Annotated in this window: 27 protein-coding genes and 1 pseudogene; 8 read left to right on the top strand and 20 right to left on the bottom strand. The window is 72.8% G+C overall.

What is annotated here, in order from left to right:
* Nucleotides 1-303 precede the first annotated feature (303 nt).
* Both BJF80_RS03400 and BJF80_RS03395 read right to left on the bottom strand, forming a co-directional pair.
* Nucleotides 304-693 carry a type II toxin-antitoxin system VapC family toxin gene (locus BJF80_RS03400; RefSeq protein ID WP_075811343.1) on the bottom strand — a complete coding sequence of 130 codons (390 nt, stop codon included), beginning with the start codon at nt 691-693 and terminating at the stop codon, nt 304-306.
* Nucleotides 690-929, bottom strand: a complete 240-nt coding sequence (locus BJF80_RS03395; RefSeq protein ID WP_022926177.1) for a type II toxin-antitoxin system Phd/YefM family antitoxin — start codon at nt 927-929, stop codon at nt 690-692. Before BJF80_RS03395 ends, BJF80_RS03400 begins: the two co-directional genes overlap by 4 nt.
* Before the next feature lie 418 nt (nt 930-1,347).
* Between BJF80_RS03395 and BJF80_RS18110 the strand changes: the two genes are divergently transcribed.
* Together BJF80_RS18110 and BJF80_RS03385 are read left to right on the top strand one after the other, a co-directional pair.
* Nucleotides 1,348-1,860 (top strand): hypothetical protein, encoded by a 513-nt coding sequence (locus BJF80_RS18110; protein WP_143456668.1) that lies wholly within the window; start codon nt 1,348-1,350, stop codon nt 1,858-1,860.
* Nucleotides 1,857-2,390, top strand: a complete 534-nt coding sequence (locus tag BJF80_RS03385) for a hypothetical protein (protein WP_075811339.1) — start codon at nt 1,857-1,859, stop codon at nt 2,388-2,390. Before BJF80_RS18110 ends, BJF80_RS03385 begins: the two co-directional genes overlap by 4 nt.
* Nucleotides 2,391-2,420: 30 nt before the next feature.
* On the opposite strand, the gene BJF80_RS03380 is transcribed toward BJF80_RS03385, so the two are convergent.
* Nucleotides 2,421-2,681, bottom strand: a complete 261-nt coding sequence (locus BJF80_RS03380) for a hypothetical protein (RefSeq protein WP_075811337.1) — start codon at nt 2,679-2,681, stop codon at nt 2,421-2,423.
* Between the two features lie 45 nt (nt 2,682-2,726).
* Here BJF80_RS03380 and BJF80_RS03375 point away from each other — a divergent pair, with 45 nt between their 5' ends.
* Nucleotides 2,727-3,503: an alcohol dehydrogenase catalytic domain-containing protein gene (locus tag BJF80_RS03375; protein ID WP_075811335.1), complete on the top strand. Its 777-nt coding sequence runs from the start codon at nt 2,727-2,729 to the stop codon at nt 3,501-3,503.
* 144 nt (nt 3,504-3,647) lie between these two features.
* Here BJF80_RS03375 and BJF80_RS03370 read toward each other — a convergent pair whose 3' ends face one another.
* Nucleotides 3,648-5,147: a DUF5129 domain-containing protein gene (locus BJF80_RS03370; protein ID WP_075811333.1), complete on the bottom strand. Its 1,500-nt coding sequence runs from the start codon at nt 5,145-5,147 to the stop codon at nt 3,648-3,650.
* A gap of 652 nt (nt 5,148-5,799) precedes the next feature.
* On the opposite strand from BJF80_RS03370, the gene BJF80_RS18685 reads away from it, so the two are divergent.
* The 3 genes from BJF80_RS18685 (at nt 5,800) to BJF80_RS03355 (ending at nt 7,470) form a co-directional block, all read left to right on the top strand.
* The gene (locus BJF80_RS18685) at nt 5,800-5,949 is read left to right on the top strand and encodes a hypothetical protein (protein ID WP_022926272.1); all 150 of its coding nucleotides are present in this window, start codon (nt 5,800-5,802) and stop codon (nt 5,947-5,949) included.
* Between the two features lie 66 nt (nt 5,950-6,015).
* Complete coding sequence (locus BJF80_RS03360; RefSeq protein WP_022926271.1) at nt 6,016-6,489, top strand: cupin domain-containing protein; 474 nt, start codon at nt 6,016-6,018, stop codon at nt 6,487-6,489.
* A gap of 78 nt (nt 6,490-6,567) precedes the next feature.
* Nucleotides 6,568-7,470 (top strand): SDR family oxidoreductase, encoded by a 903-nt coding sequence (locus BJF80_RS03355; protein WP_075811329.1) that lies wholly within the window; start codon nt 6,568-6,570, stop codon nt 7,468-7,470.
* 81 nt (nt 7,471-7,551) lie between these two features.
* Here the strand turns inward: BJF80_RS03355 and BJF80_RS03350 are convergent, their stop codons facing one another.
* Nucleotides 7,552-8,343, bottom strand: a complete 792-nt coding sequence (locus BJF80_RS03350; RefSeq protein WP_075811327.1) for a hypothetical protein — start codon at nt 8,341-8,343, stop codon at nt 7,552-7,554.
* A gap of 90 nt (nt 8,344-8,433) precedes the next feature.
* Between BJF80_RS03350 and BJF80_RS03345 the strand changes: the two genes are divergently transcribed.
* Entirely contained in the window at nt 8,434-9,441 is a 1,008-nt protein-coding gene (locus BJF80_RS03345; RefSeq protein ID WP_414899276.1) for a serine/threonine-protein kinase, read from the top strand.
* A gap of 60 nt (nt 9,442-9,501) precedes the next feature.
* Here the strand turns inward: BJF80_RS03345 and BJF80_RS03340 are convergent, their stop codons facing one another.
* Entirely contained in the window at nt 9,502-11,076 is a 1,575-nt protein-coding gene (locus BJF80_RS03340; protein WP_158068458.1) for a vWA domain-containing protein, read from the bottom strand.
* 508 nt (nt 11,077-11,584) lie between these two features.
* Between BJF80_RS03340 and BJF80_RS03330 the strand changes: the two genes are divergently transcribed.
* Entirely contained in the window at nt 11,585-12,127 is a 543-nt protein-coding gene (locus BJF80_RS03330) for a helix-turn-helix domain-containing protein (RefSeq protein WP_075811319.1), read from the top strand.
* Here BJF80_RS03330 and BJF80_RS03325 read toward each other — a convergent pair.
* From BJF80_RS03325 to BJF80_RS03270, 14 genes and pseudogenes are all read right to left on the bottom strand, one after another.
* Complete coding sequence (locus BJF80_RS03325) at nt 12,055-12,945, bottom strand: hypothetical protein (protein WP_075811317.1); 891 nt, start codon at nt 12,943-12,945, stop codon at nt 12,055-12,057. The genes BJF80_RS03330 and BJF80_RS03325 overlap by 73 nt on opposite strands.
* 61 nt (nt 12,946-13,006) lie before the next feature.
* Entirely contained in the window at nt 13,007-13,135 is a 129-nt protein-coding gene (locus BJF80_RS20645) for a hypothetical protein (RefSeq protein WP_269087366.1), read from the bottom strand.
* Nucleotides 13,117-13,953, bottom strand: a complete 837-nt coding sequence (locus BJF80_RS03320) for an FHA domain-containing protein (RefSeq protein WP_237767404.1) — start codon at nt 13,951-13,953, stop codon at nt 13,117-13,119. The genes BJF80_RS20645 and BJF80_RS03320 overlap by 19 nt, the downstream gene beginning before the upstream one ends.
* Nucleotides 13,953-15,245, bottom strand: coding sequence for a vWA domain-containing protein (locus BJF80_RS03315; RefSeq protein WP_028131256.1), 1,293 nt, complete (start codon nt 15,243-15,245; stop codon nt 13,953-13,955). The genes BJF80_RS03320 and BJF80_RS03315 overlap by 1 nt, the downstream gene beginning before the upstream one ends.
* Nucleotides 15,238-16,512 (bottom strand): PP2C family protein-serine/threonine phosphatase, encoded by a 1,275-nt coding sequence (locus BJF80_RS03310; RefSeq protein ID WP_075811315.1) that lies wholly within the window; start codon nt 16,510-16,512, stop codon nt 15,238-15,240. The genes BJF80_RS03315 and BJF80_RS03310 overlap by 8 nt, the downstream gene beginning before the upstream one ends.
* Entirely contained in the window at nt 16,509-17,738 is a 1,230-nt protein-coding gene (locus BJF80_RS19630; protein ID WP_237767403.1) for a tetratricopeptide repeat protein, read from the bottom strand. The genes BJF80_RS03310 and BJF80_RS19630 overlap by 4 nt, the downstream gene beginning before the upstream one ends.
* Nucleotides 17,739-17,806: 68 nt before the next feature.
* Nucleotides 17,807-18,586: pseudogene (locus BJF80_RS19625) on the bottom strand (serine/threonine protein kinase); the annotation flags it as partial.
* Between the two features lie 191 nt (nt 18,587-18,777).
* Nucleotides 18,778-19,599, bottom strand: a complete 822-nt coding sequence (locus tag BJF80_RS03300) for a hypothetical protein (RefSeq protein ID WP_237767402.1) — start codon at nt 19,597-19,599, stop codon at nt 18,778-18,780.
* A 304-nt stretch (nt 19,600-19,903) separates the two neighbouring features.
* Nucleotides 19,904-21,379, bottom strand: a complete 1,476-nt coding sequence (locus BJF80_RS03295; RefSeq protein WP_075811313.1) for a hypothetical protein — start codon at nt 21,377-21,379, stop codon at nt 19,904-19,906.
* Complete coding sequence (locus BJF80_RS03290; RefSeq protein ID WP_143553950.1) at nt 21,376-21,951, bottom strand: hypothetical protein; 576 nt, start codon at nt 21,949-21,951, stop codon at nt 21,376-21,378. Before BJF80_RS03290 ends, BJF80_RS03295 begins: the two co-directional genes overlap by 4 nt.
* Nucleotides 21,935-23,218: a hypothetical protein gene (locus BJF80_RS17485; RefSeq protein ID WP_083673426.1), complete on the bottom strand. Its 1,284-nt coding sequence runs from the start codon at nt 23,216-23,218 to the stop codon at nt 21,935-21,937. Before BJF80_RS17485 ends, BJF80_RS03290 begins: the two co-directional genes overlap by 17 nt.
* Nucleotides 23,215-24,921, bottom strand: coding sequence for an AAA family ATPase (locus tag BJF80_RS03280; RefSeq protein WP_083673429.1), 1,707 nt, complete (start codon nt 24,919-24,921; stop codon nt 23,215-23,217). Before BJF80_RS03280 ends, BJF80_RS17485 begins: the two co-directional genes overlap by 4 nt.
* Nucleotides 24,922-24,926: 5 nt before the next feature.
* A complete protein-coding gene (locus BJF80_RS03275) occupies nt 24,927-25,514 on the bottom strand; it encodes a hypothetical protein (RefSeq protein ID WP_143553949.1) in 588 nt (195 codons plus the stop codon).
* Between the two features lies 1 nt (nt 25,515).
* On the bottom strand, nt 25,516-26,754 hold the full coding sequence (locus BJF80_RS03270; protein WP_075811309.1) for a toxic anion resistance protein: 1,239 nt from the start codon (nt 26,752-26,754) through the stop codon (nt 25,516-25,518).
* Nucleotides 26,755-26,998: the final 244 nt, after the last annotated feature.

Raw genomic sequence — 26,998 nt, 5'->3', positions numbered from 1 at the left:
TCTTTCGGCCGCTGTAGACAGCGACAGCGATCGCGTGAGGCAGGAGGCAGGGTGGCGCGTTTTCCGTGTCTGGAGCACGTCGGGTCGATGGAAACCGCGGATATCGTCGAGAACGCGATGGAGCATCAGCGCAGGCGTGACGGTGCCCGACTCCCCCGCTGCCGCCAGGACCCCGAGATGATCCCCGCACCGCTGCCGGTGGCGACCTTGACGAGGATAAGGTCGTCCATGTCGGGCAGGTAGGCGCCCCGTCCACCGAGGGCCGTGATGTCGACGCCGGTGTCGACGATGACGAGGTCCGGCTCATTGGTGGGCGTCGATCACCCAGGGCAGACCCAGTCCGAGGAGCGTGCCATCTGACGTGAGCAGGCTCAGCTGCTCCACGTGTGCCTGCGCCAGGAGCATTTGATCGAACGGGTCGTGGCGGGCCAGCTCGGCAAACTCGGTCAGGGCACCGGCATGCCGGGATGTCAGGGGGATCTCGGTGAGACCGCTGGCGGTGAGTGCCGTCGGCAGATCACCGGGGAGCGAGAGCTTGCCGAGCATCGTCTTGATGGTGATCTCGAGGACAGAGACCGCCGAGAACCTCACGACGCCTGCCCCGGTGATGCTCTTCCGTGCTTCCGGTCCCAGGCGTGAGTCACCCGTCAGGGTCCAGAGCAACGCGTTGGTGTCGAGAAGGAGGCCGCTCACTCGTCCGCACCGGCGAACAGGGCGTCGATCTGCGGATCAGGCGCGTCCAGCGCATCAGTGTCGACGTCAGCGCCGGCCCAGCCTGGGACGCCGATGACGACCGGCGGAGAGGAGTGGACGACCAGGTCGACGACGGGCCGACCGGAGCGCGCGATGGTCACCTTTTCACCGGCGAGCGTGGCCTCGATGAGGCGGGACAGCTGCGACTTCGCCTCATGCACGTTGACCTGGATCATGTAGTCAACGATATCTCCGCTTGGCTAAGTCTGGCTAGGTTGACGACGGCGGTGACGGTGACGCCCTGGTGACATGCCTCGCCAAGCCACCTACGCACCCTCCGGCCAGTGCACCAGAGGACATCGTTTCTCGAAAACTGACGCAACCAAACGACATCGATCTCAGCACAGCGAAGAGCTACGGGCGGGAACTTGCGACAAAGTACCCTCCCAATGCAAGAATCTCGTGAACGCCACGTGACGTCGAGGAAGGTCTAGCTGGTCAGAGGTTGGACGGTCAGCTCGTACTCCAGGTACCGCCCCAGCGTGGCGGCGTGATACCAACCGAACTTGTGACCTACGCGAAGACTCGCGATATTCGCATTGTTGACATGAATGGGTTCGATTGCAAGACATAAGTTTGAGACATGGGAGAGGCATGACCTTCAGGTACGGAAGCAAGTGGAACAACCGGCTCCAGTGCCCCATCGACGAGATTGGCGAGGCCGCTGCTCGCGAGCGGGGCTTCGCGGGCTGGACATCTGTGACACGAATGTCCGACACGGGCAGAAACCCAACGTATACGATACTCGTTGGTCCCGATGCCAGCCATGTTCGGGTTCACCGCTACGACGCCGCTGGATCGGTCATCGAATCCTACGATTGGGGCGAGGTTCCAGGGCGACCAGAATTGTTTCTTGACAATCACAAGGTCTGGGTTTACGGAGACGATGTCTCGGAACCGCAGGGCTTCAAGGACTCGGTGGCGCACAAGGCCTGGGTTTTCTTCCAGGACGGCACAGCGACCTGCCGCGAGACGATCAAGGGCATGCCCGAGGTGAAGATCACGCGGTATCGCGATCTGCATATGTCGGGCCACTGGCGTGAGCGACCCGCATGGGGCGACTGGGACCGTTACGGCGAACACCCCGAGCCCGTGCTGACGACGTGAGCTACCGCTACGGCCGCGATTGGAACATACGGCTGCTGCAGCCCATCGCGGAGATCGATCAGCAGGAGGCAGAGCGTTGTTTCGAGACGTCGCCTCAGCTCTCCGTCAGCCGCCTTCGCGCTGACCGTGCGGTCCCGGACTACACGCTGGTCATGGGTGCTGGCGGTGACCATGTACGCGTCCGTGTCTACGACGACAACGGTTCCATCGTGGAGTCCTTCGACTGGGGCCAGGTCAGCGAGAGTGACAAGCTGTTCTTGATGAACTACAAGGTGTGGGTCTACGCGGAGGATTCCTCGGGGCCTCGGACCTTCTCCCAGAGTGCCGCCCACAAGGCATGGGTGTTCCGGCAGGACGGCACAGCGACTTGCCGCGAGACGATCAAAGGCATGCCGGAGGTGAAGATCACCCATTATCGCGACCTCGACATGTCGGGTCATTGGCGGGAGCGGCCCGTATGGGGGGACTGGGACCGCTTCGGCGAGCACCCTGAGCCTGACCCGCCGACAGGACTGCCGGGTCCGGGCTGAGGCCTGCCCACGCGGTCCCGCTGCGCGCGGTCACTCCTGGCTGACCACGCCCGTGAAGGCGCTCACCCATGGCCCGGTCCCGCCCGTCCACTCTCGCCGCGCGCGCTGCAGCAGGAGCATGGCCTCGTCCCACCCGATCAACGGTTTGATCAGGGTGTAGGCGCGCTCGGTCGTGACAGGGGAGCGGACCCAGCCCGGCGGCCACGGGTCGACCTCGATCTGCACCGGGCGGCGCCGACCGAGGAAACCGATTCGTGGCAGGTGCCTCACCCGCAGGTGGATCATCGTCACGCGGCCACGCTAGCGCCGCACCTCCAGTCGCCGGTCACGCAGGGAATGCCCTGGCCCGACGACGTGCGCATCGACATCCGCTGGGCCGGCATCTGCCACAGCGACATCTACATGAAGCGTGGCGAGTGGGGCGAGGCGCTCTACCCGTTGACCCCTTGCCACGAGATCCTCGGCACCGTCCTCGAGGTCGGCTCCGACGTGAGCGACCACCAGGTCGGCGATGTCGTCGGTGTCGGCTGCCTGGTCGACTCGTGCGGCGAGTGCGCCGCCTGCCAGGACGGCGAGGAGCAGTACTGCGCCAAGGGTGCCGTCCAGACCTCCGGTGCGGAGGACTACCACGGCGAGATCACCAAGGGTGGCTACAGCGGTGAGGTCGTCGTCCGTGACGACTTCGTCGTGAGGATCCCAGGGACGTATGCCGAGTCCGACCACGCGGGTGTGACGCCGCTGCTGTGCGCCGGCATCACGACATACCACCCGCTCAAGGAGGCCGGTGTCGGGCCGGGCATCGGCTCCGGCATCCCGCTCGATGACTACCTCGGGCTGCTCGACCGCGGCGGCGTGCTCGCCAACGCCGGTGCGCCCGAGGACTCCCTCCAGGTCAGCGCCTTCTCGCTCATCGGCAACCGGCGAGCCATCCGCGGCAGCATGATCGGCGGCCTGCCGCAGACCCAGGAGATGCTCGACTTCTGCGGCGAGCACGGCATCACCGCCACGGTCGAGGTCATCGACGCCGGTCAGGTCGACGACTACTACGACAAGGTCGTCGACGGCCAGGTGCGCTACCGCGCCGCCATCGACACCGAGACGCTGGCGGGCTGAGCCCGGCGGAGTCTTCCTGACCATCCCTGCCTGCCACGGACCGATGTCGGGGTAGCCAGACCTCCATCGGCGTACTTCCCGATGAGGCTTGTGCTATCGACGTCGGTCGCGCGCAGGCAGCGAGGGATCGAGTGAGCAGCCGCCTCAGAAGCTCGAGGAGCTCCCGGCCCCGCTGAAGCTCCCGCCGGAGTAGCCGGAGGTGCCGCCGCCCCCGGAGCTCGCCGCGATCTGCTGCGTGCCCTCCGACACCCCGGTGCTCATCGCCGCGACCGGGAAGTAGGCCCACGCCGGGTAGGCGGTCCCGATGATCGATGGACTGGGGCGGGCCTCGTCGCGCTGCCGGGCCAGCGTGGTGCGCAGCGTCTCGCGCTGGGTCTCGTCCTTGCCCACCGCCTGCACCACGCTCTCGGAGAGCTGGTCGAGATGCTCGCTGAGTCCCTCACGGGTGTCCCGCAGGGCGTCCAGCGCGTCGTCCGGCGACACCTCACCGCGCTCGAGACCGTGCTGGACCTCGTCCAACCGGGTCAGTGCTGCTGTCGCGAAACCCCTCAGCGTCTCTCCCTCGGGGAGGTCGCGCGCCTCCTCCGGCAGCTCCTCTTCCAGCAGCGGCGTGACCCGCTCCAGGTCTTCCCGGACGGGGTCGACCTGCCGCGCCCAGGCCTCTCGCCAGTCGGCGTCCTGGGTGAGGAAGATCGCCGTGTCGGCGATGGCGTCGTCGAGGTGGTCGAGCTCGACCGCCTTCTCCTGGTATGCCGTCAGCTCTGACGCGACGCCCTTGCGGTTGTAGGTCGACGGCGCCAGCTGGGCGGCCCGTTGCTCCAACTCGGTCAGCTCGCGGACGCCACGCCGGTAGTCGTCGAAGCGACGCAGCACCTCGAATCCGTATCGCGAGTCATCGGGGATCCTCTTGGCGTGACGCTCGGTGTCGGCGGCGTCGCGCTTGACGTCCGCGACGCGCCGGTCGGCGTCCTCCTTCATCCGTCGGCTCCCGGCGGATCGCGCGACGCCGACGCCGACCCAGGTCGCGCCGGCGATGAGGGCGACGACAGAGCCCAAGATGCCCAGGACCACGCCGCCGGCGCTGCGCATGAACGGCGCGTTGATCCGGTCCGCTCCCTCCTTCAGGCCGGCCACCGCGCCGTCGGTCCACCGCGCTGATCGGAAGTCGTCCTTCGTGGCCTCCTGGATGTCCAGCTGCTCCTCGTCGCCGACGGCGCGGTCGTCGCCGAAGTAGGTGCCCACCAGGCGGGCCTCGGGGTCGACCGCCAGCACGAACAGCCCGTCGGCCCAACGCTGCCCGTCCTCGCTCAGCCACTCCGGGCGGCTCTCGCGTGCGTGGTCGAGCACCGCGCGGTTGAGCGACTGGTCATCGGCGTCGCTGCCACCGCGATAGGTGAAGACGGCAAGCTCGGTGGGGTCGTGGAACTCCAGCTCCTCGACCGCCGCGTCCAGCCGGTCGACCTCCATGATCTGTGCCGTGTCGTCCACGGTCAGGCCGGTGGCTGCGTCGTCTGGTGCCTGGGCGAGGAACAGCCCCAGGCTGGTCCCGGCGACTGCGAGCACGCCGACCGTGGCCAGACCGGCCCGACCGGCGTTCGGCAGTCCGCGGTGCCTGGTGCGCTCGGTGGGGTTCGTGATCGTCATGGTCCCACTCTGCCCCGTCGGCGTGCGCTACACATCGGCCATCCGGCGGACACCCCTCCGCCGCAGGGGCGATCTCCCCGAGATGAGCCCTGCTGCCGACAACCGACCACGGGATAGCTGGACTCCATCGGCGAACTTCCCGATGGAGGTCCTGCTGTCCCGACGTTGGTCTCAGGGAGGGGTCGAGGAGGAGGGGCTCAGCGGCCGGAGTCCGCGGAACTGCCGGGGCGCCAGCCGAAGGCGAGCGCGAGGCGATGCCGGTGGCGACATAGAGCCAGTCGTCCAGCGCCAGTGCGAGAGCCACGCCGCAGGTCAGCCCGAGGACGAGCAGCTGCGAGCCGCGGGTGTCGGTCGAGGTGCTCGTGGTCGTCTTCGTGGTGTTCATGGCTCCACCCTGTGCGACCACGGCCGCGTCCGTCGTCGCACCGCGGGCTGAACCTGCGTCATACCCGGGTATGAGCTGCCTCCCGCGACCGGCAGGCGGTGGACCGCGGGGTGTCCGACCTGCTCAGAACCGCGAGGAGCTGCCCGCGCCGCTGAAGCTGCCGCCACTGCTGCTGCTGTAGCCCGACGTGGACCCGCCGCTGGAGCCTGCTCGGCTCTGCTGGAGCGCGCTCGCGCCCGCGGTCAGGCCGCTGCGGGGAATGAGCCGGTGCCCGCCGAGCTCAGCCGCGCCGAGCTCGTGGTGGGGCATGCCCGGGGCGGGGCCCTGTCGTTCGTGCTCGTCGTCGACGTGGACGAGTTCGCGACCTGCCGCGCGAGCACGCTGCGCTACGAGGCGACCGCCACGCGGTCGGGGTGACCTGCGCGGTGTCGGTGGCGGGTCGTAGGTTGGTGACCGGCATACCCCCCGACGACAGGAACCCGCATGGTCACCGACAACGGCCCCCGGCCCAACGCCTTCGACATCGAGACCGAGACGCGCGCCAACGACACCTATCGCACGGTCGCCTGGACCGGGAAGTACCTCCAGGTCACCCTGATGTCGATCCCGCCGGGGGAGTCCATCGGGCTGGAGGCGCACCCGGAGACCGACCAGTTCCTGCGCCTCGACTCCGGGCAGGGACGCTGCGTCATGGGTCCCGCGGAGGACGACCTCAGCTTCACCCAGGACGTCAGCGACGGGTGGGCGATCCAGGTGCCCGCCGGCACCTGGCACGACGTCATCAACACCGGCGAGGAGCCGATGCGGCTCTATGCCGTGTATGCCCCGACCCACCACGCCCAGGGCATCGTCCAGGACACGGCCGAGCAGGCCGAGGCCGACGAGGACTCCGGCAAGGACTCCCCGCCGGAGTGGAGCGTGCAGCCGGGGGAGGGCGAGGACGACCTCAAGGGGTGAGCGAGGCCGGTCCGCGCCCGTGCGCCGGTCGTGCCGCCCCGTCGTGCGGACCGCCGGCCACGGGGGCAGGATCTCCCTATGCCCAGCACCAGCGATCAGCTGACCTTCGACGACCCGACCACCCGTCATCCCCGGATCTCGCCGCCCGAGCAGGACCAGCCCATGCCTGGGCTGGACGCCGAGCTCGATCCGCCGGCTGACCGGGGCGAGACGTCCTACCGTGGCACCGGCAGGCTGACCGGCCGTCGTGCCCTCGTCACCGGTGGTGACTCCGGCATCGGCGGCGCCGTCGCCATTGCCTACGCCCGTGAGGGCGCCGATGTGGCGATCAACTACCTGCCGGACGAGCAGGAGGACGCCGACCGCATCCGCGAGCTCGTCGAGGCGGAGGGTCGGGTCTGCGAGCAGCTGCCCGGTGACGTCACCAACCGCGAGACGGCCGAGCGCATCGTCGACCAGGCCGCCGACAAGCTCGGTGGACTCGACGTGCTCGTCGTCAACGCGGGCAAGCAGGTCAGCACCCCGTCGATCGAGGAGATCAGCGACGAGCAGTTCGACCTCACGGTCAAGACCAACATCTACGCGATGTTCTGGATGTGTCGGGCGGCGGTGGGGCACCTGGGGCCGGGGTCGACGATCATCCTGTCCAGCTCGATCCAGGCCTACAGCCCCAGCGAGCACCTGCTGGACTACGCCATGACCAAGGGTGCGATGAACACCTTCGGCAAGGGCCTGGCCAAGCAGCTGGCGCCGAAGGGGGTCCGCGTCAACATCGTCGCTCCCGGCCCCATCTGGACGCCGCTGCAGGTAGTGCAGGGTCAGCCCAAGGACGCCATCCCGGAGTTCGGCCTGGGGCAACCTCTCGGCCGTGCCGGCCAGCCGGTCGAGCTCGCCCCCGCCTACGTCTTCCTGGCGTCACCGGAGAGCAGCTACGTGGTCGGCGAGACGCTCAACGTCAACGGCGGCGCCGACAGTCCGTGACACGCGGTGTGAGCCGGACGGGCCGCAACTCCGCGATGGCGTCGCAGGATCGCGAGGACGTCCGGCGGTGGTGACCGACGCTCAGTCGCGCCGGTAAGGGTCGCGCGCGTCGCCACCCTCGTCCGGTGCGGCGCCCGGGGCCGGGGGAGGCGGGGGAGCGCCCTGCCCCTGCGACTGGCCGTAGCCCTGCGACTGGCCGTAGCCCTGGGTGGGCGGCTGCCCCGCACCGCTGCCCGGCTGCTGGCCGTACCCCTGGTGCCCGTAGCCCTGTTGCGGGTAGGGCTGCTGCCCGGGGCCGTAGCCGTAGCCGCCCTGCGGGTTCTGCGCGGCCCGCTTGTCCCGGCCGCGGCCGACGAGCCACATGATGAGCCCGACGACAGTGAGCAGCAGCAGCGGGATGAGGGCCACCGCAGCCAGGGCGCCGAACGCGATGGCGACGAAGGTGCTGGCCGCGAGGTTCGGGGACAGGGCGGTCTGTCCGCCCTCGCAGGTGAAGGTGTGCTCACCGGTGCTGGTGGCCGTGTAGATCCCCACGGTCGTTGCCTGCACCTGCGGCTCCTGCCCGGTGCTCAGGTCGTCGGCCGCCTGCAGCGTCTCCTCGCTGCCGTCCGGCAGGGTGACGGTGCACGCGACGTCACCACCGGAGCCCTCGCTGAAGACGTAGCGCAGGTCCCCCTCCTCCATGGACACCGTGGCCTGACCGCCCTCCATCGTCAGGTCGTCCTCCATGTCGCCGAAGGCGCGGACGCCGGCCACGGCTCCCCAGGCGACGATCGCGCCGGCGATGATGGACAGGACCAGGCCGATGATGAGCATCCACTTGCCGGCTGTGGTCAGGCCGCTGCGCCGGGCGGGCGGGTTCGCATACGTCATGCCAGCACCATAGCGAGATCGCCCGCGGTGGGACTCTAGGCTGGTCGACGTGGGAGAGGTGCTCGGTGGTCGCTACGAGCTCGTCGACCCCTGGGCGAAGGGGGCGCGGGCGTCGTGTGGCGCGCCTGGGGCCAGCGCGAGGAACGCTACGTCGCCGCCAAGGTCCTCCGGCAGAGCGACGCCCCGACGCTGCTCCGCTTCGTCCGCGAGCAGGCGGTCCGGGTCGAGCACCCGCACGTCCTGACCCCGCTCGGCTGGGCCGGGGACGACGACCGCGTCCTCATCGCGATGCCGCTGGTCCGCGGCGGGTCGGTCGCGACCCTCGTGGGCGACCACGGCCCGCTCCCGACGGTCTGGGTCGCGACGCTGCTCGACCAGCTCCTGGACGCGCTCGCGCGGATCCACGGCGAGGGTCTGGTGCACCGCGACGTCAAGCCGGCCAACCTGCTCCTGGACGCGACCGGCTCGGGCCTCCCGCGGCTCCGGCTCGCCGACTTCGGCATCGTCACCGGTGTCGACGACCCCCGCCTCACCCACGTGCACCACGCGGTCGGGACGATCGGGTATGCCGCGCCCGAGACGTTGCGGGTCGGCTGGGACCCCGACCCCCGGGCCGATCTCTACGCCGCGGGTCTGAGCGCCGCGGAGATGCTGCTGGCGCAGCGGCCGGGCGCCGACGCGGCGGGCTCGCTCGCTGACCTGCTGGTGCGCCAGGGTGTCGACAGCGGCCTCGTCACGGTTGTGCTGGACCTCGCCGCGGCCGAGCCGGGGGAGCGGTATGCCGACGCCGCCGCCGCGCGGGAGGCGCTGCGCGCGACCGGCTTGGTCGCCTCGCCACAGACCTGGGACGCCGGTGAGGTCGAGGTCTTCGACCAGGTCCCCGAGCTGCCCGCCGGATGGGGCGCGGCCGGGCCGGAGGAGGGGCAGACCGGGCCGACCTCGCGTTCTGGACCTACGGATCTGGGGCCCGTTGCCCAGGAAGCGACGTCCCGTACAGAAGGTGGCGGCGCGGGGGCGGGCTCACGGCTCGGGATGGCGCTGCTCGGGCTCGGGCTGCTGCTGGTCCTGGCCGCGGGCCTGCTCGCGCTGCTGGGCTGAACCGGCGCCCCGGACCACACCGGCGGTGGGCCCGGGGCCCGGTGCCCTCCCTGGGCCGCGTCAGGTGCTGAAGCGCCGGCCGCGCACGAGCAGGTAGCCGCCCACGAAGGCCACCACCAGCCCGAGACCGGCCAGCACCCAGATGAGGGTCAGCAGCCTGTCGTCGCCATCCTCCGCCGGGGCCGCGGCGCTCGCGTCCTCGGTCGGCTCGGCCTCGGCGCTGCTCTCGTCGTCGCTCTGGTCGGCGCCCGCCTCCGACGAGGACCGTGCCTCCTGCGTGGCGGCCGCGGGCGGCTCCCCGGCCTCCAGGTAGGTGGGCTCACCGTCGACCTCGCCCAGGACCTCCGTGACCAGCGAGAAGGGCACCGGGACCGAGCTCTGGTCGTCGGAGACCAGGGACACCACGACGAAGTGCTCGCCGGCCCGGTCGGCGCCGTCGGCCGGGCTCGCGTTCTCCCGGTTGCGCCACTGGACGACGTAGGACGTCTCTGCGACCCGGCCGCCCTCTCGCGCCGAGAGGTTCGTCCGCCCGCTGAGGTCCGGCACGTCGGCGGTGTGGGCCACGGCGTCGCCCCGGTCCGGCCCCACGATGCCGACGTCGAGGACCGTGCCCGCGGTGCCGATGGTCTGGGCCACCCCCTCCTCGGGCGCAGGCACGTCGACGAGCGCTTGCAGGTGCTGGCCCCAACCCACCGGCACCGCGAAGACCAGGACCTCCCCGGGGACGATGTCGGAGGTGTAGGTCGCGCCCGGCTCGAGAGTGGGGGGGTCGTTGAACGAGGTGCCCCCGACGACCGAGGCGGTGGGCTCGCCCGGCGCCACGTCCTGCCACTCCGGCCGGGCGTCGGCGTCCGGGAGCGCTGCCGGGTCCTGGGGCGCGGGCTCCTCGTGGACGACGATCTCGATGGTCTGGCCGGCCAGCCGGGCGCCGGACTGCTGCTCCACCCGGAGCACCAGCTCGTCCACGTCGCCGCACTCGCGATAGCTGGCCGGCACGCCGTTGACGCTGCCGCTGCCGAAGGTGTCGCCGCTGCCCGCGGTCCAGACGGCGAAGGCCGAGAGGTCGCAGCTCCTCCCGTCGGGGGTCTCCAGGACCAGGTTGAGCGCCGACATGCCGGTGTCGTCATCGGGACGCAGCGTCCCGCTGACGTGCAGGGTGCTCTGCGAGAGGGTGCGGCGCACCCGGTAGCTCAGCGGCTCCTCCCCGACCTCGTCGACGTAGCGACCGACGTCCAGCACCGGGGCCTGCGCGGGGTCGACCGTCCCGGTGACCGGCTCGCCGCTGAGCTGGAACGGGCGGAAGGCCCGGGTCGAGATGCGAGTGAGCGCCGTCGTGAGGGTGTCGGTGTCGTCGGCGTCGTAGTAGGTGCCGCCCGCGACGTCGGCGACGCACTCCAGCTGGTCCCTCGTCTCCTGGTCCACGCCCAGGCCCACGGTGTGCACGACGAGGTCGAAGCCGTCGGCGGTGAGCTCCTCGGCGACCTCGCACGGGTCGGGGTCGCACGTGGCGATTCCGTCCGAGACGAGCAGGATCGTCCGGTTGCCCTCCTCGCCGAGGTCGTCCGCGGCCTGCTGCAGCGCATACGCGATCGGGGTCTCGCCCAGGGGCTGGTATGCCTCCACGGCGTCGCGCATCGCGTCAGTGTTGCCGCTGCCGATGGGGACCACGAGCTCGCTGTCGGTGCACTTGTCCTCGCGCGGCTCGTCCAGCGGGACGCTGCCGCCGAAGAGCCGGACGCGACCTGCTGGTCGGGGTTGAGCCCGTCGACGAGGGTGCCCACTGCGGCCTTGGCCGCGTCGATCTTGGGCTCGCCCTCGGCGTCCGGGTCCTCCATCGAGCCCGAGGAGTCCAGCAGCAGGAGCAGCTGGGCGTCGTCGGGGGAGTCGGTGGTCGACGCGGTGGCGACGCCGGGGGCGAGCAGCACCGCCGTCGCGGCGGCGGTCAGGCTGTGGCGGATCCTGGTCACGATGGTCCCCTCGGAAGATGCGAACGTATGCATTAGCGAAAGTAAACGTTCGCAGTTGCAAAGTCAACTGGCGGCCGGCTAGGGGCGCGGCGGCGCCGTCCCAGCCTAAGGTGGTCAGGCGCAGGGACCCGGCACGAGGCCGGGGCCCACGGCACAGCGGCGGACAGGAGGACGAGGTGAGCGAGGTCGAGCGCACGGTGGCGTCTCAGGTGGAGCTCTACGGCGAGCCGCTCGCCGACGTCTTCGCGCGGCTGACGCGCGGCCTCGGTCTGTCGCAAGCCCAGCTGGCCCGGACGCTGGGGATGTCCGCCCCGATGCTCAGTCAGCTCGGGTCGGGCAAGCGGGCCAAGATCGGCAACCCGGCGGTGCAACGGCGGCTGGCCGAGGTGCTCGAGCTGCTCGAGGAGGTGCGCGCGGGGGAGGTGCCGGCCGACGGCATAACGGAGCGGCTGGAGCAGGTGCGCGAGTCGACCGGCTCCTGGTCGACGACCCTGACGACGGGCACGACGCGTCACGACCTGCCCGGACCTGCGGACGACGCCGCGGTCCGCGCGGTGCTGCGCGCCGCGGCGACCCCCGAGGACCTCGAGGCCGCGGCGCACCTGCTCGACCGGGACCATCCGGCGCTCGCGGCGGTGCTGCGGACCTACGGCCTGGAGGACCCCGACTCGTCGACCCCGCCGGCAGCCCCCTCGTCGTCGTCGACGAAGACGAGCTGACCGGAGGCGACCAGCTCGGCGATCTCCTCCTCGGACAGCGCCGCGAGCTCCTCGTCGGTGAGGTCGACGTAGTCCTCTCCGGGGGCACCGGCGTCGTCCCTGACCTCCCCGCTCGGCACCGCTGCGTCGCCGTCGGCGGGCCGACTTTCACCGGCCTCGTCCTCCCACCACTCGTCCGCGCCCTCCTCGGGCGGGGCGTCCTCGACGACCTCCTCGGCGCCGTCCTCGGGCGGACGGACCAGGAGCAGCAGCACCCCGCCGATGAGCAGCATCGAGAGCCCGACGAAGGTGCCCAGGCTGCCCAGGGCGAGGCCGCCCAGCCGCAGCAGCGCGTTGGCCGGGCTCACCTCGGGGGCGACGACGACACCGCGTCCCTCGCAGTCGATGAGGTGCTCGCCCGCCTGCTCGGCCCGGAAGTGGCCGACGACCTGGAAGCGCGCCAGCGCGGTGTCGATGCCGACCCGCGAGCCCTCCTCGTCGAGGGTGGTGAAGGGCAGCTCGCCGCCGGGCCCGGTGATGGTGCAGGTGATCTGCTCGACCGGGGTGGGCACGATCTCGCCGGGGGCGATGAGGCCACCGGTGACGTAGAGCGTGCGCTCGGTGCCCTCGACCAGCGAGACCGTCGCGGTGCCGTCGAGCAGCTCGGTCGAGTTGGACTGCAGATGGTCCAGCAGCGAGCGCGTGGCCCAGCCGCCGATCAGCGTGACGACCAGGGCCACCACGGCCAGCAGCCCGCCGAAGCGGACCAGGTGGCGACCGGAGCGGCGCAGCCGTGCCCGGCTCGAGCGGGTCACCGGGGCGGCGTCGTCTGCGGGCATGGGTGAACTCTAGGCCGCGGGCCGGACCTGACGTGGGGTACGGCACGCCGTCACGGCCGGTTCATCCTGTCCCCTGCCGCTCGGACTCGGTCGCCTGGCGCAGCACGAGGCGGGTCCAGGCCCCGACGTAGATCCGGTCGTCGCGGTCGATCTCCACCCGCTGCCCGGGCGTCAGCGGCGTCGTCGGCAACGGCTCGCCGACCGTGCGACGTAGGTCCCGTTGCTGCTGCCGAGGTCCTCGATCCACCACCGGCGCCCGTCGCTGGTCAGCTGGGCGTGCCGGCGGGAGACCGCGCTGTCGGCGCCGGCGTCGACCTCCGGCCGCGACCCGAGGCTGCCCGACGGCCGCCCGATGAGCACCACCGACCGCTGCACGGCGACCACGTCCGGGACACCCGCGCTCGGGCACGCCTCCGCGGTCTGCTGCACGGCATACCAGTCCGGGTCGACCCACACCTCGACCACCCACGTGTCGGCGAGGTCGCGCGAGGGTGGGGTATGCCGGGGGCGGGCGTGCGCGGCCACCTCGACGCTGACCTCGGGCTCCGGCTCGGGCTCGGGGTGCGGCTCGGCGTCGGCCACGTCTTCACCGGGCGTCGGCTCTGGTTGCTCGGGCGCCTCGTCCTCGTCCTGTGCATCGGGCGACGTCCCCGCCGCCTCAGCCTCCTCCGGAGCCTGCTCCTCCGGGGAGGGCTCCTCGCCCAGCGGAGCGGCGCCGGTGGTGAAGTCGTAGCCGCAGGACTCGCAGAAGAGGGCGTCGGCGACGTTCAGCGCCCCGCAGTGCGGGCAGGTCTGGCTGGGCGCCGCCACCGGCGGCCCCAGGTCGAGCGCCGAGCCGGGCTGACCGGGAGAGGCGGCCTCCACCTCACCGGACCCCTCGGTCGCACCCGGCACGACCGAACCCACGGCCGGCTGCGCCGCCCGCAGCGGCACAGCGGTGATCGGTGAGCCGCAGGTGTCGCAGTAGTCGGTGGCCTCGCTCTCGTGACCCTCGGGGCAGAGCACCATCAGCCGGGCCGCACCCGGGTGGTCTTGGTCGACGCGGTGTCCAACTCCATCTCGTCGAGCCGGTCCACGTCGCGGCGCAGGCGCACCCGCCCGGTGGCGGCGTCGTCGATGTCGACCACCCGGGACAGCCGGGAGGTCGCGCCGTCGTCGCCGGTCGCCTGCGCGAGCTGGACCGCCCGGCCCAGCCGTGAGGTGGCGGTCACGTCGTCGCCCATCGCCTTGGCCCGCAGACCCTCCTGGATGGCCGAGGCCAGCTCGGTCTGCCCGGTGTAGTGCGCCACCTCGGGGCTGATCTGCGCGGTGAGGACGTCGTCGGCGGACCAGGCGGCCTTGACCAGTCCCTGGGTCTGCACCTCCTCGCCCACGACGAGCTGCACCCGCGAAGCCAGCTGCTCCTGGCCGATGCCCTTGGGAGCCAGCCGGACGGCGACGTGGTAGTCCCGTGTCTCGTCGCCCCAGGCGCCGGTGTCGTAGCCGCCGGTGAGCGGGTTCACCTCGACCCGTCTCCCGGAGAGGTCCTCCAGCGTGGGGCTGACCTGCTTGACGAAGAGCACCTCGGCGCCCTGCGGGGCCCAGACACGCAGCTGGGCCTCGCTGACCCCCTTGCTCATCGACGTGCTCATGAGCGCGGCGAAGTCCTCGCTCAGCCCGTCCCAGGTCCGGATGAGGTCGACACCCCCCAGCAGTGCCTCGGCGATCCGTCGCACCTCGGCGACCTGCCACGCCGCGCCCAACCCGCGGCAGTCCGCCTGGAAGCGGCCACGCACCTGCTCCAGCGCCCAGGTGAGCTCCTGCGGGGTCTCGTGCTGGTTGGCGCCGTCGGTGAGCAGGATCGCGTGCCGCTTGGACAGCGAGGGCACCGTGCCGAAGAGCTGCCCGGCGGCGAGCAGCCACCGGCCCATCGCCGTCCCGCCGCCCGGCACCAGCCGCTGCAGCGAGCGCTTCGCCTCGAGCCGGGTCTGGGCCGACATGCGCGCCATCGCGGCGGTGTTGCCGGTCGGGTAGCACAGCGCGGCCTCGTGGTTGCCGGCCACGATGGCGAACCACACGCCGTCGACGATCTGGTCCAGGGCCGCCGACGCGGCATACGCGGCCGCCTGCACCCCCTGCACGTCCATCGACCCGGAGACGTCGACGATGATGACCTCGCCCGCCTCCCCGCCGGAGCCGCCCGTCGTCGTCGGCACCACCGCCCCCGCGTCGGTGCAGGTCACCGACACGATCGCGTGGACGTCGGTCCCGCCGTCGGGAAGGAACTCGTTCTGGTGCACGGTCGAGGAGAACTCAGCCATGTGCACCATCCTGCCTCGTGCCCGCGCAGCGGGCGAGGGCGACCGTGATGTTGTCGGCGCCACCCTGCTCGTTGGCCCACGCGACCAGCGCCTCGGCGAGCACCAGCGGCCCCGCCCCGGCCTCGCCGGCGCGGGAGCTCACCACCGCGGCGAGGTCGGCGGGCTCGGACGCGTAGTTCCACAGACCGTCGCTGCACACCAGGACCCAGCCGGGGGAGCTCACGTCCTGCCCGGTCACCGCCGGCTCCACGTCCGGGGCGTCCGGGCCGAGCCACCGGGTGATGGTATGCCCGAGCGGGCCCGCCTCGGCCTCGGCGCGGCTGATGCCGGCCCGGATCTGCTCCTCGGCCATGGAGTCGTCGGTGCTCAGCCGGCGCGGCTCGCCCTCGTCCGGCAGCCAGTAGGCCCGGCTGTCGCCGATCGAACCGACGGAGGCACGACCTCCCTCGATCACGGCCGCGACGTAGGTGCAGGACGGGGCGGTCGCCTCCGTCGCGAACTGCGTGGCGACCTCCTCGACGGCGGCGGCAGCGGCGCGAGCCGCCTCGCCGTGCCGCTCGTGCGGGGTGGTCCCGCCGGTCAGCACCGCGAGGGCCGCCTCGGCGGCCGCCTCGCTCGCCTCGGCGGAGCGTGGCGCGCTCGACACGCCGTCGCAGACCACGAGCACCGCGCGGCCGGGGAGGGCGTCGTCGGCCCAGAGCGCCATCGCGTCCTCGTTGTCGCGGTGGCGTCGCCCCTTGTCGCAGACCCCGGCGACGGCGGCGGACGGGCTGGCGCTGGTGTGGTGCCGGGGGTCGGGGCGGCGCTCGCCGCACTGGGTGCACCACCCGTCCTCGTCGTAGGGGCCACCGCACGAGGCGCACGTCCCGTGATCCACCGTGGGGGTCGGCTCGGCCGCGCGCGCCGGGGCGAGGTCGCCACCGAGCACGAGCATCGGCTCGGGGAGCGGGGGAGGCCCCTCGCTGAAGGGCTCCGGCTCCTGCTCGGCCTCGTCCTCGGTGGGGGCGTCCGCCGGCTCGCGCCCCGGCTCACCCTCCCGCTCCTCGGTCGGGGCGTCCGCCCGGTCCAACCCCGAGTCCGCCTCGCTCCGCCCGGCCCGCCCTGCGTTGGGGCGCTCCCCGTCGGCGTGCGCCGCAACACCGGTGCGCGCGCCCGGGGCCGGGATCGGAGCCGTCGGGTCGTCCGGCAGGGCGCCGGGGTCGCGCTCGCCTGGGGCGCGCTCGCCGGGCTCCGCGGAGTCCACCGGTTCGGGGGTCTGCTGCGTCATGTCCAGCTCCAGGGACGGACCGCGTTGGCACGGTCGATGAGCCCGGCCCGCTCCTGCGGGTCGGGGGTGTAGTCGGCGAGCACGCGGTACTCCTTCTCCAGCGCCCGCTGCAGGGCGTCGCGGGTCAGCGTGACCTCGCCGACCTGCCAGTCGGGCTTCGGACCGTGCTGGGTGACCTGCTCCAGCGCCTGCTCGAAGAGCACGGCGTTGAACTGTGCCCGCTGCCGCGGGTCCAGCGTCAGCCGGCGCACCGAGTGCATCGACTCGCGCAGGTCCGCCAGGCTGCCGCGGCGCCGGAGCAGCTCGGCCCGCAGCCACCGGGCCCGCGGGTGGGCCCGGCTGCTCGCCGGGACCGAGTCCAGGGCGGTGATCGCCCCCTCCACGTCGTCCCGCTGCAGCCGCACGCGGTGCAGCCCGAAGGCCGCCGGCGCGACGTATGCGGCGTCCGTGCGCCAGGCACGCAGGTAGTCCTGCTCGGCCGCCGAGCCGTAGCCGGCGAGCTCGGTGGCCAGCGCCAACGCCATACGGGGCGCGATCTCGCCGGGCAGGGCGTCGCGCACCGCGGCGAAGTGCCCGGCGGCCTCCTGGGCCCGGGCGGCGGTGACGGTCTCATCGCCGTCGGCCTGCGACAGCGACCACAGGCCCCGGGTCCACGAGCCGCGCCAGTCCCACGGGTCCTCGTCCAGCAGCCCGCGGACGGCGTCGTCCACCCAGCGTTCCTGCCCCACCCGTATGCCAGCCCGCGCCCGCGCGAGGAAGACCTCGGCGCTCTCCTCGGGTGCCGACAGCAGCGCCTCGTAGGTGGCGGCCGGGTCGTTTCCGGTGTGGCTGGCGATCCAGTCGAGCATGGGGTCCTGCTCGTCCCGCTTGAGCTCGGGCAGCTCCCACCACGACAGCGTCTCTCCGGTCGTGACCGGCGGCTCGAAGGCCGGGCTGTGCGACGACAGCGTGGCCGGGCGCTCGGGCCCGCTCGCGGCCACGACCTGCCGCAGCACCCCGACGAGCTGGCTGCGCAGCTCCTCCACGGAGGTGAAGCGGTCGTTGGGGTCCGGGGCGCAGCAGCGGGCGACGATGCGGTAGAAGGCGTCGTGCTCGGTGAACGCCGGGACCCGGGACAGCGGCGGGAGGGTGTGCACGTAGTCGCTCTGGTAGCCGCGGAACTCGAAGGTGAGCACGCACAGCGTGCGGCCGATCGTGTAGATGTCCGAGGCGACCGACGGCCCCACCTCGGCCACCTCGGGCGCTGGTAGCCCACGGTGCCGTAGATCGGTGACTCCAGGTCGTCCTGCCGACGCACCCCGCCGAGGTCGATGAGCTTGATGCCGTCGCGCTCGTGGATGAGGTTGTCCGGCTTGAAGTCGCAGTAGAGCAGGCCCAGGTCGTGCAGGTGCGTGAAGGCGGGCAGCACCTCGATGACGTAGGCGAGGGCCTGGTCGACCGGGAAGGGCGTGTAGCGGCCCGCCTCGCGCATCCGGTCCTGCAGCAGCTGCTTGAGGCTGCGCCCGCCGACGTGCTCCATCACCGTGTAGGCGTCGCCGTCGTGCTGGACGGTGTTGTAGATCTCGACGATCAGCGGGTGCTTGACCTGGGCCAGGAACTGCTGCTCGGCCACCGCGGCGTCGAGGGCGTCGTCGTCGCCGGTGTTGAGCAGTCCCTTGAGCACGACGAAGCGGTCCGAGACGTTCTTGTCGCGACCAAGGTAGATCCAGCCCATCCCGCCGTGGGCGAGCGCGCCGACGTTCTCGTACTGCCCCGCCACGAGCTCGCCCGGCTCCAGCTTGGGGGTGAAGGAGTAGGGCGCCCGGCACTGCGGGCAGAACCCCTGCTGGCGCCCCTCGCCCTCGCCCGCGGCGCGGCCCACGTCGGCGCCGCACGCGGGGCATACCCGCCGGTCCTCGGGCACCTGGGGGTCGGTCATGAGCTTCTCGACCGGGTCGCCCTCCGGCACGTCCGGGACGGTGGTCAGGCCCAGGCCGAGCCGCGAGCGGCGGCTGTCCGCCCCGGCACGGCGGCGGCGCACCCGGGCCGCGTGGACGGCCTGACGGCTCTGCCCGGGGGCGGGGGTCGCGACCATGTGGCCGGACGCCGCGGCGGGGTCGGCGCCCGAACCGGGTGCGCCGTTCAGCTCCGGGTCGGCGCTCGCGGGCACCGGACGGGCGGGGGTCGCCTCGATCGGGGCCTGCCGGGGCTCGGGGGAGCCGCAGACGTTGCACCACCCGTCCTCGTAGGACCCGGTGCACCCGGGCTCCCGGCACGGTGACCCGCTCACGGGCGCACCCCCATCGTCTTCGCGTAGCTCTCCTGCGCCTGCACCAACGCCTCCAGTCGCGTCAGGTCGGTGGGTCGGTCCTCCAGCACGGCCGCCGTCTGGTCCGCGACGGTGCTCATGGCGTCCTCCGAACCGGCCGCCGCGAGCGCTGCGCGTACCCGGCGCGCCCGCTCGGTGAGGTCCTCGAGACGGTCCAGCGCGGCGGCATACTCCGCGTGCGCCATGCTCAGCGCCCGCTCGACCCGCCCCAGTCGTTCCCGGTATGCGCTCAGCTCGGCGGGCTCGGTCGGCACGTCGCCCAGCGCGGTGACGTCGGGGACTCCCAGCCGGGGCGACGGCGTCACCGAGGCGACGGCGCGGTGCGCGAGGGAGCGCACCGCCTGCCCCCGCGCGGTGAGCTCGGCCACCTCGCGGGTGGCCTGGGCGTGGTCGGCCTTGGCGTGCGCCCGGGCCGAGGCGGCGACGATCAGGTCGCGCTCGATCGTCGCCGCGCGGGACTCCAGCGGGGCGAGGAGCCCACCGACGTCGGCCCCCCGGGCGGCGCGGTCGGTGACGTCGGTGAGGCGTCGGTCCAGCTCGGCGTGTGCGCTCGCGGCCGAGGAGCGCCGGGAGCCGGGGATGAGGGCCACCTGGTCCGCGATCCGCTCGACCTGCTGACGCAGCGAGCGCAGCCGTCCGGCGAGGTCCGGGTCGGCGCCGTCCAGCCGCAGCCGGGAGCGCAGCGAGGAGGCGAGGGAGTCCGAGAGCCGGCAGCCTCCGGCAGGGACACGGCGAGGGACTGGGCGCCGCGCGTGCCGGGCTGCTCCAGCGAGCCCCACACCAGGGTGGTGATGCGGCGACGCTCCTGCTCACCGACCCGGCCGCTGTCCCAGGTGGCCAGGATGAGGGCGAGCCGGTCGGCGACCGCCTGCCACAGGGTCATCGACAGGGTCACGTCCGGGGTCAGGGCGGCGCGCTCGCCCGGGTCGGTCACCTCGAGGGCGGCCTCGTCCAGCGCCGCGAGCTCGGTGCGACGGCGGTCCTTCCACCGCAGCATGGTGTCGAGGTAGGCGAGCAGCTCGGTGTCCGGGACGTCCGCCCCGAGCGACCCCGGCGCCGCGGGGGCGTGCGCGTGCCCGCCGGTCACCGGTCCTCGCCCTCCTGGCGTCGGCGCCAGGCCTCGATCCCGAGGCCGGCGAGGGGGAGCAGGATGACGAGGGCCAGCCCGGGCAGCACCAGGCCGGGCGCCCATCCCTGCTCGGCGGTGTCGACGACGGACTGCCGCAGCGTCTCGACCTCGGCCTCGACGTCGACCGACGCCTCACCGGCGGCGTCGATGACGCCCAGCGCGGCGGAGCGCAGCTCCTCGGTGGTGCTGTCCTGCGCCAGGGCGTCGCCCAGCTCGGCCCGCGCCTGCGCCCACTCGTCGTGCGCCACCCCGAGCTCCTCCAGGCCGTAGGTCTGCTCCCAGAAGCCGTCGTCCCCCTGCTCGTACGGTGCGAGCGCACGCAGCCCCAGCATCACCTCGAGATCGCGCCGGACCTCGTCGCGCACGTCGTCGGCGCGGTCGACCGCCTCCTCGTGCGCCTCGGCACGGGCGGTCACGCCGTCGAAGAAGGGGTCCTGTGCCAGGGCCAGTCCGCTGGCGAGCAGGCCGGCGAGAGTGAATCCTGCGGCGAGGCGGGCGCCGGAGCGCCAGAGCACCACCGTGACGCCCAGGAGCACCAGCGCGCCACCCCACATGAGAGTCGTGGCCCAGGGCGAGCCGGGCGTGATGGTCTCGCGCGCGTCGTCCACCTCGGTGCTGGACACGGCATACCGGAAGGTGTTCCGTGTCTCCTCCCACGTGGTGGCGGCCCGCACCGGGGCGGTGTCCGTCGAGGACAGCGCGGCGTTGAGGGGCTCGAGGTCGTCGCGGTAGAAGGTCGGGACGTCGCCGCGGTCGAAGGCGATCCGGGCCAGGCCGGCGCTGCCGAGGTCACCGTCCGCGTCGGGTGCCGCCGGCTCCCCGGTGGCCTGCCGGACGATCTCGCTGTCGAGCGCGTCGGTGGCCTCCCGCAGGAGGGCACGACTCTCGTCCAGGCCCTCGAACGTGGCGACGTCCCGCTCGTCCGCCCGCGAGGCGGACAGGGCAGCACCCACGACCAGCGCGATCATCGCGGCGACCAGCAGGGTGATGACCGTCTGCAGGTGCGGTATGCGCCGGCTGCTCACCTCCCGCGCGCCCGCGAGGAGACGGTTGGAGCTGCGGGTGGTCCTGGTGGTCGACACGCGGGGGACCCGGTCCTCCTGGCCCAGCCGCGCCGCCTGCCGACGCAGCCGACGCTCGGTGCGGACCAGGCGGCGTTCGGCGTCGTCGATCTCGCGCTGGCGCCGGGCCAGCTCGCGCTCGGCCTCCCGGCGCTGCGAGGCCAGGCGTTGCCGGGCGAGGTCCCGCTCCTGCTCCGCCTGCTCGGCCAGCTCACGACGCTGCCGCTCCAGCGCGGCCTCCTGGACGCGGAGCTCCTCGATGGTGGTGTCCTCGACGTCCGGCAGGTCCTCGCCGAGCACGAGCATCGGCCGGTCGGGCTCGGCGGCCCCGTCACGTCCGTCGCTGTCGTCCCGCGGTGTGCCGCTCATGAGTCCTTCCTCCGACCCGGCAGGGCGAAGGCGATCCCTGCGAGCGCCGCCGCTGCCAGACCGGTGGCCGCGACGGGTGCCGAGGCCCCTGTCGTGCTCTCGAGCGAGGCCAGCATACGGGCGCGCTGGTCGGCCACCCGTGCCGTCGCCTCGTCGAAGGTCGCCCGGCCCTCGTCCGCAGCCACCGCGACGTCCAGCCACGCGACCCGGGCCTCGTCGGTGGTGCCGATGGCCTGCACGGTGTCCGGGTCGGGGTCCGGGCCGCTCACCCGGACCCCGAGGACGAGCAGGACGAAGCCGAGCGCCCAGACCCACGCGCCGCCCGTCGAGCCACGGATCCCCGCGTGCTGGGACTGCTCCGCCAGGTCGAGCTCGCGCTGGACCGAGGAGCGCCCGTGCCGCTGGGTCAACCGCCGCTCGGCACGGTCCAGCCGCCCCTGACGGCTGCGGAGCTGGCTCTCGACGGACGCCCGGTATGCCGCGAGCTCGGCCTCGGTCTCGTCGCGCTGCCGCCGCAGCTCCTCGACGGTCGTGTCCTCGACGTCGGGGCGGTCCTCACCGACGATGAGCATCGCAGGCTCCGGCTCGCCGGCGTTGGCGTTCTCGGAGCGCGCACCCCCGCGCGCAGCACTCACCGGTAGTCCTGCAGGCGTCGCGTGATCCCGGTCCACGCGAGGGCTGCGGCGACCACGCCGAGCAGGAGCGCTGCCCCGGCGGTGATGAGCGCCGGCGCACCGACCTGGGTGTCGACGGCCGCGAGCTGGTCGTCGAGCCGCTGTTCGAGAGTCGCGGCCAGTCCCTCGAAGTCCTCCTGGGAGGCCGAGATCGACGCGCCGTCGGCGTCCCCCTCGGCGATCTGCTCCCAGTCGGTGACCAGGTCGCTGCCCGCGTCCGCCGCCGCCAGAGCCTCCCCGGCGGCGGCCGCGGCACCCTGCCACCCGTCGCCGGCGCGACGGACTCGGCGAGCTGGGCGGCGCGAGCCTCGTGGACCGAGGCCAGCGCGGTGGCGGTGGTGGCCGGCGAGGCCAGCTGGGCCTCGTAGTCGACCGGCAGGCTCCCCGGGTTGACGGAGAGGTAGGTCAGTCCCGCGGTGATCGCGGTCGCCGCCAGCACCGGGACGTTGACGATCCGTCGGGTGCGCAGGGCCAGGACCACGAGCACACCGAGCAGCGCGAGGGTGGCGAGCGTGCCCAGGACGCCGGTCAGCTCCGAGCGGGGCCCGGAGAGCGCGTCCACCCGCTGGTCCGCGACCCGTTGCAGCGCCTGGCCCGCGTCGGCCGCTCCCTGCCGGGCCGTGCCGTAGCGGTCCCGGCCCTCGCCGGCGCTGTAGCCGACGGAGGTGCCGGCCCGCTCGGCCGCGACGAGATAGGTGGCCCAGGCCTCGGGCGCGCCGCCGTCGTCACGGACGGTCCCGAGCTCGCGGCTGACCTCGGTGGTGACCCGTTCGAAGGCGGCGCGGCTCTCGTCGGTGTCGCCGTCCACGACGCGCTGCGCGAGCGCCTGGTCCGCCTCGGCGACGAGGACCGAGGCCCGCTGCGTCGCCGTCCACTCCTGCGCCAGTGCGGTGGGGGTGGCCGCGACACCGTCGGTGGACAGGGTGCCCGAGGCGGCCACCCCGGTGAGGAGGGCGACCGCGGCCGCGACGCCGCGCAGGACGCGCAGCAGCCGAGGGGTGGTGCTCGGTCGTGCGGCCGTCGCGGCGGTCCGCGTCGCCGAGGCCGGGGCTGCGCTCGGCGCCATGCCCGGGGAGGTGGGGGTGGCCGGCGCGGCGGAGGACCCCGTGGCCTGCGACGGTGCGGCTGCCGAGGCAGAGGGGGTGGCCTGTCCCGGTGTGCTCACGGGCGCTGCTCCCCGGGCGCGTCACCCTCCACCGGCTCGTGCCCCACCCCGTCGCCGGGCTCGCCGACGATCCCGTCGGCCGCCGGGTCCTCCGGCGCCCCGTCAGCACCGAGCGGCGCGTCCGGCGAGAGGTCGACCGCGTCACGGTCCTCGAAGTCTTCGCGCTGCAGGGTGCGCAGCGCGGTGACGTCGACGTCGGTGATGTCCCGCAACCGCCAGGCGTGCCGACCGATGGCCGCCTCGAGGAGGTTGCGGGCGAACCGGCCGTTGCCGAAGCTGGGCCCACGCGGTGTCGCCGCCAGGATCTCCGCGAAGCGCTCCACCGCCTCGGGGGACAGGTCGTAGTCCATCTGCCCGGCGAGGTGCTGCTGGATCGCGCCGAGCTCGTCGTCGGTGTAGTCCTCGAACTCGATGATGGTGCGGAACCGGCTCTCCAGGCCCGGGTTGGTGGCGATGAACTCCGCCATCGGGTCCGGGTAGCCGGCGACGATGACGACGAGGTCCTCCCGGTGGTCCTCCATCTCCTTGACCAGGGTGTCGATGGCCTCCTTGCCGTACTGGTCGCCACCCAGGCTGTAGGCCTCGTCGATGAAGATGACCCCGCCGTGAGCGCTGCCGACCACCTCGGCGGTCTTGGCGGCCGTCTGCCCCAGGTATCCCGCCACCAGCTCGCTGCGGTCCACCTCGACCAGCTGCCCCTTGCTCAGCAGACCCAGCGCGCGGTAGATCCCGCCGACGAGCCGGGCCACGGTCGTCTTGCCGGTGCCGGGGTTACCGACGAAGACGAGGTGCCGGGTCAGGGTGGCCACCTTGAGGCCGGCCTCCTGCCGACGGGCGTCCATCTTGAGCACGGCGACCTGGCGGTGGATCTCGGCCTTGACCCGCTCGAGACCGATGAGCTCGTCCAGCTCGGCGAGGAGCTCCTCCACCGAGCGCTCCGGCTCGGGCTCCTCCTGCGGCTCCGCCGTCGCCGCCGGGTCCTCGGCGGTCGCGGCGACCTCGGGCGCCGGACCCGCGCCGGTGGTCTGGTCCGGTGCGGCCTGACCGGGACCCGTCCCGGCCGGCGCACCCGTCGGGTACCCCTCCGGCCCGGGCGGCTGTGTCGGTGCCGGCTGGTAGGTCTGGCTGCCTGCGGAGAGGGAGGTGAGCATGTCGCGGACCCGGGCCCCCTGCTCCTGCGCCCGGCGGAGCAGGTCGGCGGAGAGTGCGGACGCCTCGCTCGGGGCACCCGGCAGACCAGCGGGTGCCCCCGTGGATGGCGACGGACCGGCCTGCGGCGGGGTGAGCCCGGCGGTGGGGGAGCCCGGCCCGTGCGCGGGAGCCACCCCTGCGGCGGCCAGCTGCGCGCGGGCCACGGACGTCGCCTTGCCGACGCTGAGCTGCCCCGCGCCGGGCAGGGTGCAGGCAGCGGTCGCGACGTCGGCCAGCGCCTGGGCGTATCCCGACGCCCGGGGGCTGCTCTCGGCGACCAGCGTCGACAGCAGCGGGGTGGGGATCGAGGCATACCGGCGACCCTTGGGCACCGCGCCGAAGAAGTCGCTGGTGGGGCGGTCGAAGGCCCGGGCCCAGAGGGTGTGCGCCTCGCCCGGTCCGGGATGCTCCAGGACGGCGGCGGCGAGGTGCTGGCCCTCGACCCGCACCGCCTGCTCGTCCAGGCCGGCCTCGCGGCCCACCCGCGCGAGCAGGTCCACGGCGTCGGCCAGCCGGCTCACCGGTCCACCCCTTCCGGCGGCGACAGCGGCTCCCCGTCGGTCGGCGGCGCTGCTGGCACGGGCGCGTGGTCCGCCTCCTCGACGCGCAGCGACCCGCCGGCACCGGCGGACCCGAACTTCTCGGCGATGAACCGGCCCTGGGCGACGAGCTCGCGCGCGTCCTGGCGGTAGACCGCGTCGAAGACCTTGTCCATCGTCAGGCCCAGCAGGTCGAGCTGGTCCACGAGCACCATGAGTGAGGTCTTCGCGCCGTCGACCGGCCGGGTGTCGGCATACCGCCGGGGTAGCCGCTGGTAGGCCCCGACCGCCTCGGGCAGGTAGTCCGTCGCCGTCGCGATGACGGTGTAGCCGAGGTCGCTGCCGCTGAGCGTCTCCAGCCGCGGCACGGTGTCCCGCACCGTGTCGATGACCCTGCTGCCGCGGGCGACGACGACGGAGGGGAGCGCCGCGGAGGCGAGCAGCTCCTCGGTCGAGGCCAGTGCCTGCTGCACGTCCTGCGCCGTCGGCGGCGCGGGCAGGCTCATCCGGTCGTCGGCCGGGGCGGACCGGCCGAGCATCCGGTCCAGCAGGTCGGAGAACCCCACGTCAGCCCCGGCGCGAGGGGCCCGAACCCTCGATGTCCAGCTGGCCCGCCGCGAGGCGCACGTCGGTGCGCTGGGCGCGGTCGAGGTAGTCGCGCGACTTCTCGACCTCGCCCTCGAGCACCCCGATCGTCTGCGACATGCCGTCCAGGGCCTGGACCCGGAACTCGTCGATCGCGTCCATCGTGGCGTAGATGTTGGTGAAGGCGGCCTGCAGCTGGTCCAGCCCCAGGGTGGAGGACGCGGCCTGCTCCTGGATGGCGACGGAGTTGTCGCGCAGCAGCTCACTGGTGCTCTGGATCATCTGGGAGGTGGTCTGGTTGAGCGCGGTGATCTGGTCGAGCACGAGCTTCTGGTTGTTGAGCGCCTGCGCGACGAGCACAGCGGTCCGCAGCGCCGAGACCGTCGTGGTGGACGCCCGGTCGACGCCCTTGATGAGCTCGATGTTGTTCTTCATGACGATGTCGATCGCGAGGTAGTTCTGGATCGACACGGCGAGCTGGGTGAGCAGGTCCTGGTGCTTCTGCCGGACGTAGAACAGGACGTCCTCGCGCAGCGCCTTGGCGCGCTCGGGGTCGCTGCCGTCCAGCTCGGCGATGGTCGCGGCGACCCTGGCATCGAGCTGCTCGGCGATGTAGACGTACTGGTTCAGCCGTCCCATCGACTCCCACAGCTGCTGCTTCTCCATGTTGAGCGCGGCGTTGTCCTTGGCGAGCTCGTCCTGGCCGCTCTTGAGCGCGTGCAGGATGGCGTCCAGGTGCTTCTCCGCGGACTCGTACTTCTGGAAGTACTTCGTCAGCCGGTCCGAGAACGGCAGCCGCTCGAACCACTTCTTCACCCCGGTGGCCTGGGCCGGGTCGAGGTCCTCCACCGTGTGCCGCAGCTCGGTGAGGGTCTGCGCGACCTTGGACTCCTTGGACACCCCGCCGGACTGGATCGCGCGGACCGGTGACTTCAGCAACCGGTTGGAGGTCTCGGCCGCCGCCCGGATGTCGGCGTCGCCCATGGTGCGGATGTCAGCCGCGCGCTGGGCGAACTCGGGCGACTTCGTCTCGGTCCCGGTCAGCCCGGCGAGATAGGTCTCGACCTTGGCGTCCAGGGCGGGCATCGCCTCGGGGTCGACCTGCGGCGCCATCTTCGGCGCGGCCGTCTGGGCGACGGGCTCGGTCGGGCCGGGCGCGGTCAGCACCAACGACTCACCCTCGGGCTCGGGCGCGGCGAGCGGCTGCGGCTGGTCGGTCATCGTCTCTCCTCGGGTGGCCGTGTCGTCGTGCTCCCGCCCCCCGTCAGGATGCGAGGCACACGCTGTGACGCGCCCATTGTGTCGTGCGTTCCACCTTGCACACGGGGGATACCTCCCGGCGTGCCATCTGTCACCCACCGGGCGCCGCGAATGGTTGGCCTGCATCCCACCGAGCGCGGCGAATGGTTGCCATGCACCCACCGAGCGCCGCGAATGGTTGGCCGGTTACCCCACCGAGCGCCGC

It is taken from the genome of Serinicoccus sp. CUA-874, from assembly GCF_001942225.1.
Lineage (GTDB): Bacteria > Actinomycetota > Actinomycetes > Actinomycetales > Dermatophilaceae > Ornithinicoccus > Ornithinicoccus marinus.
This window is presented reverse-complemented; position numbering and strand designations above follow the sequence as displayed.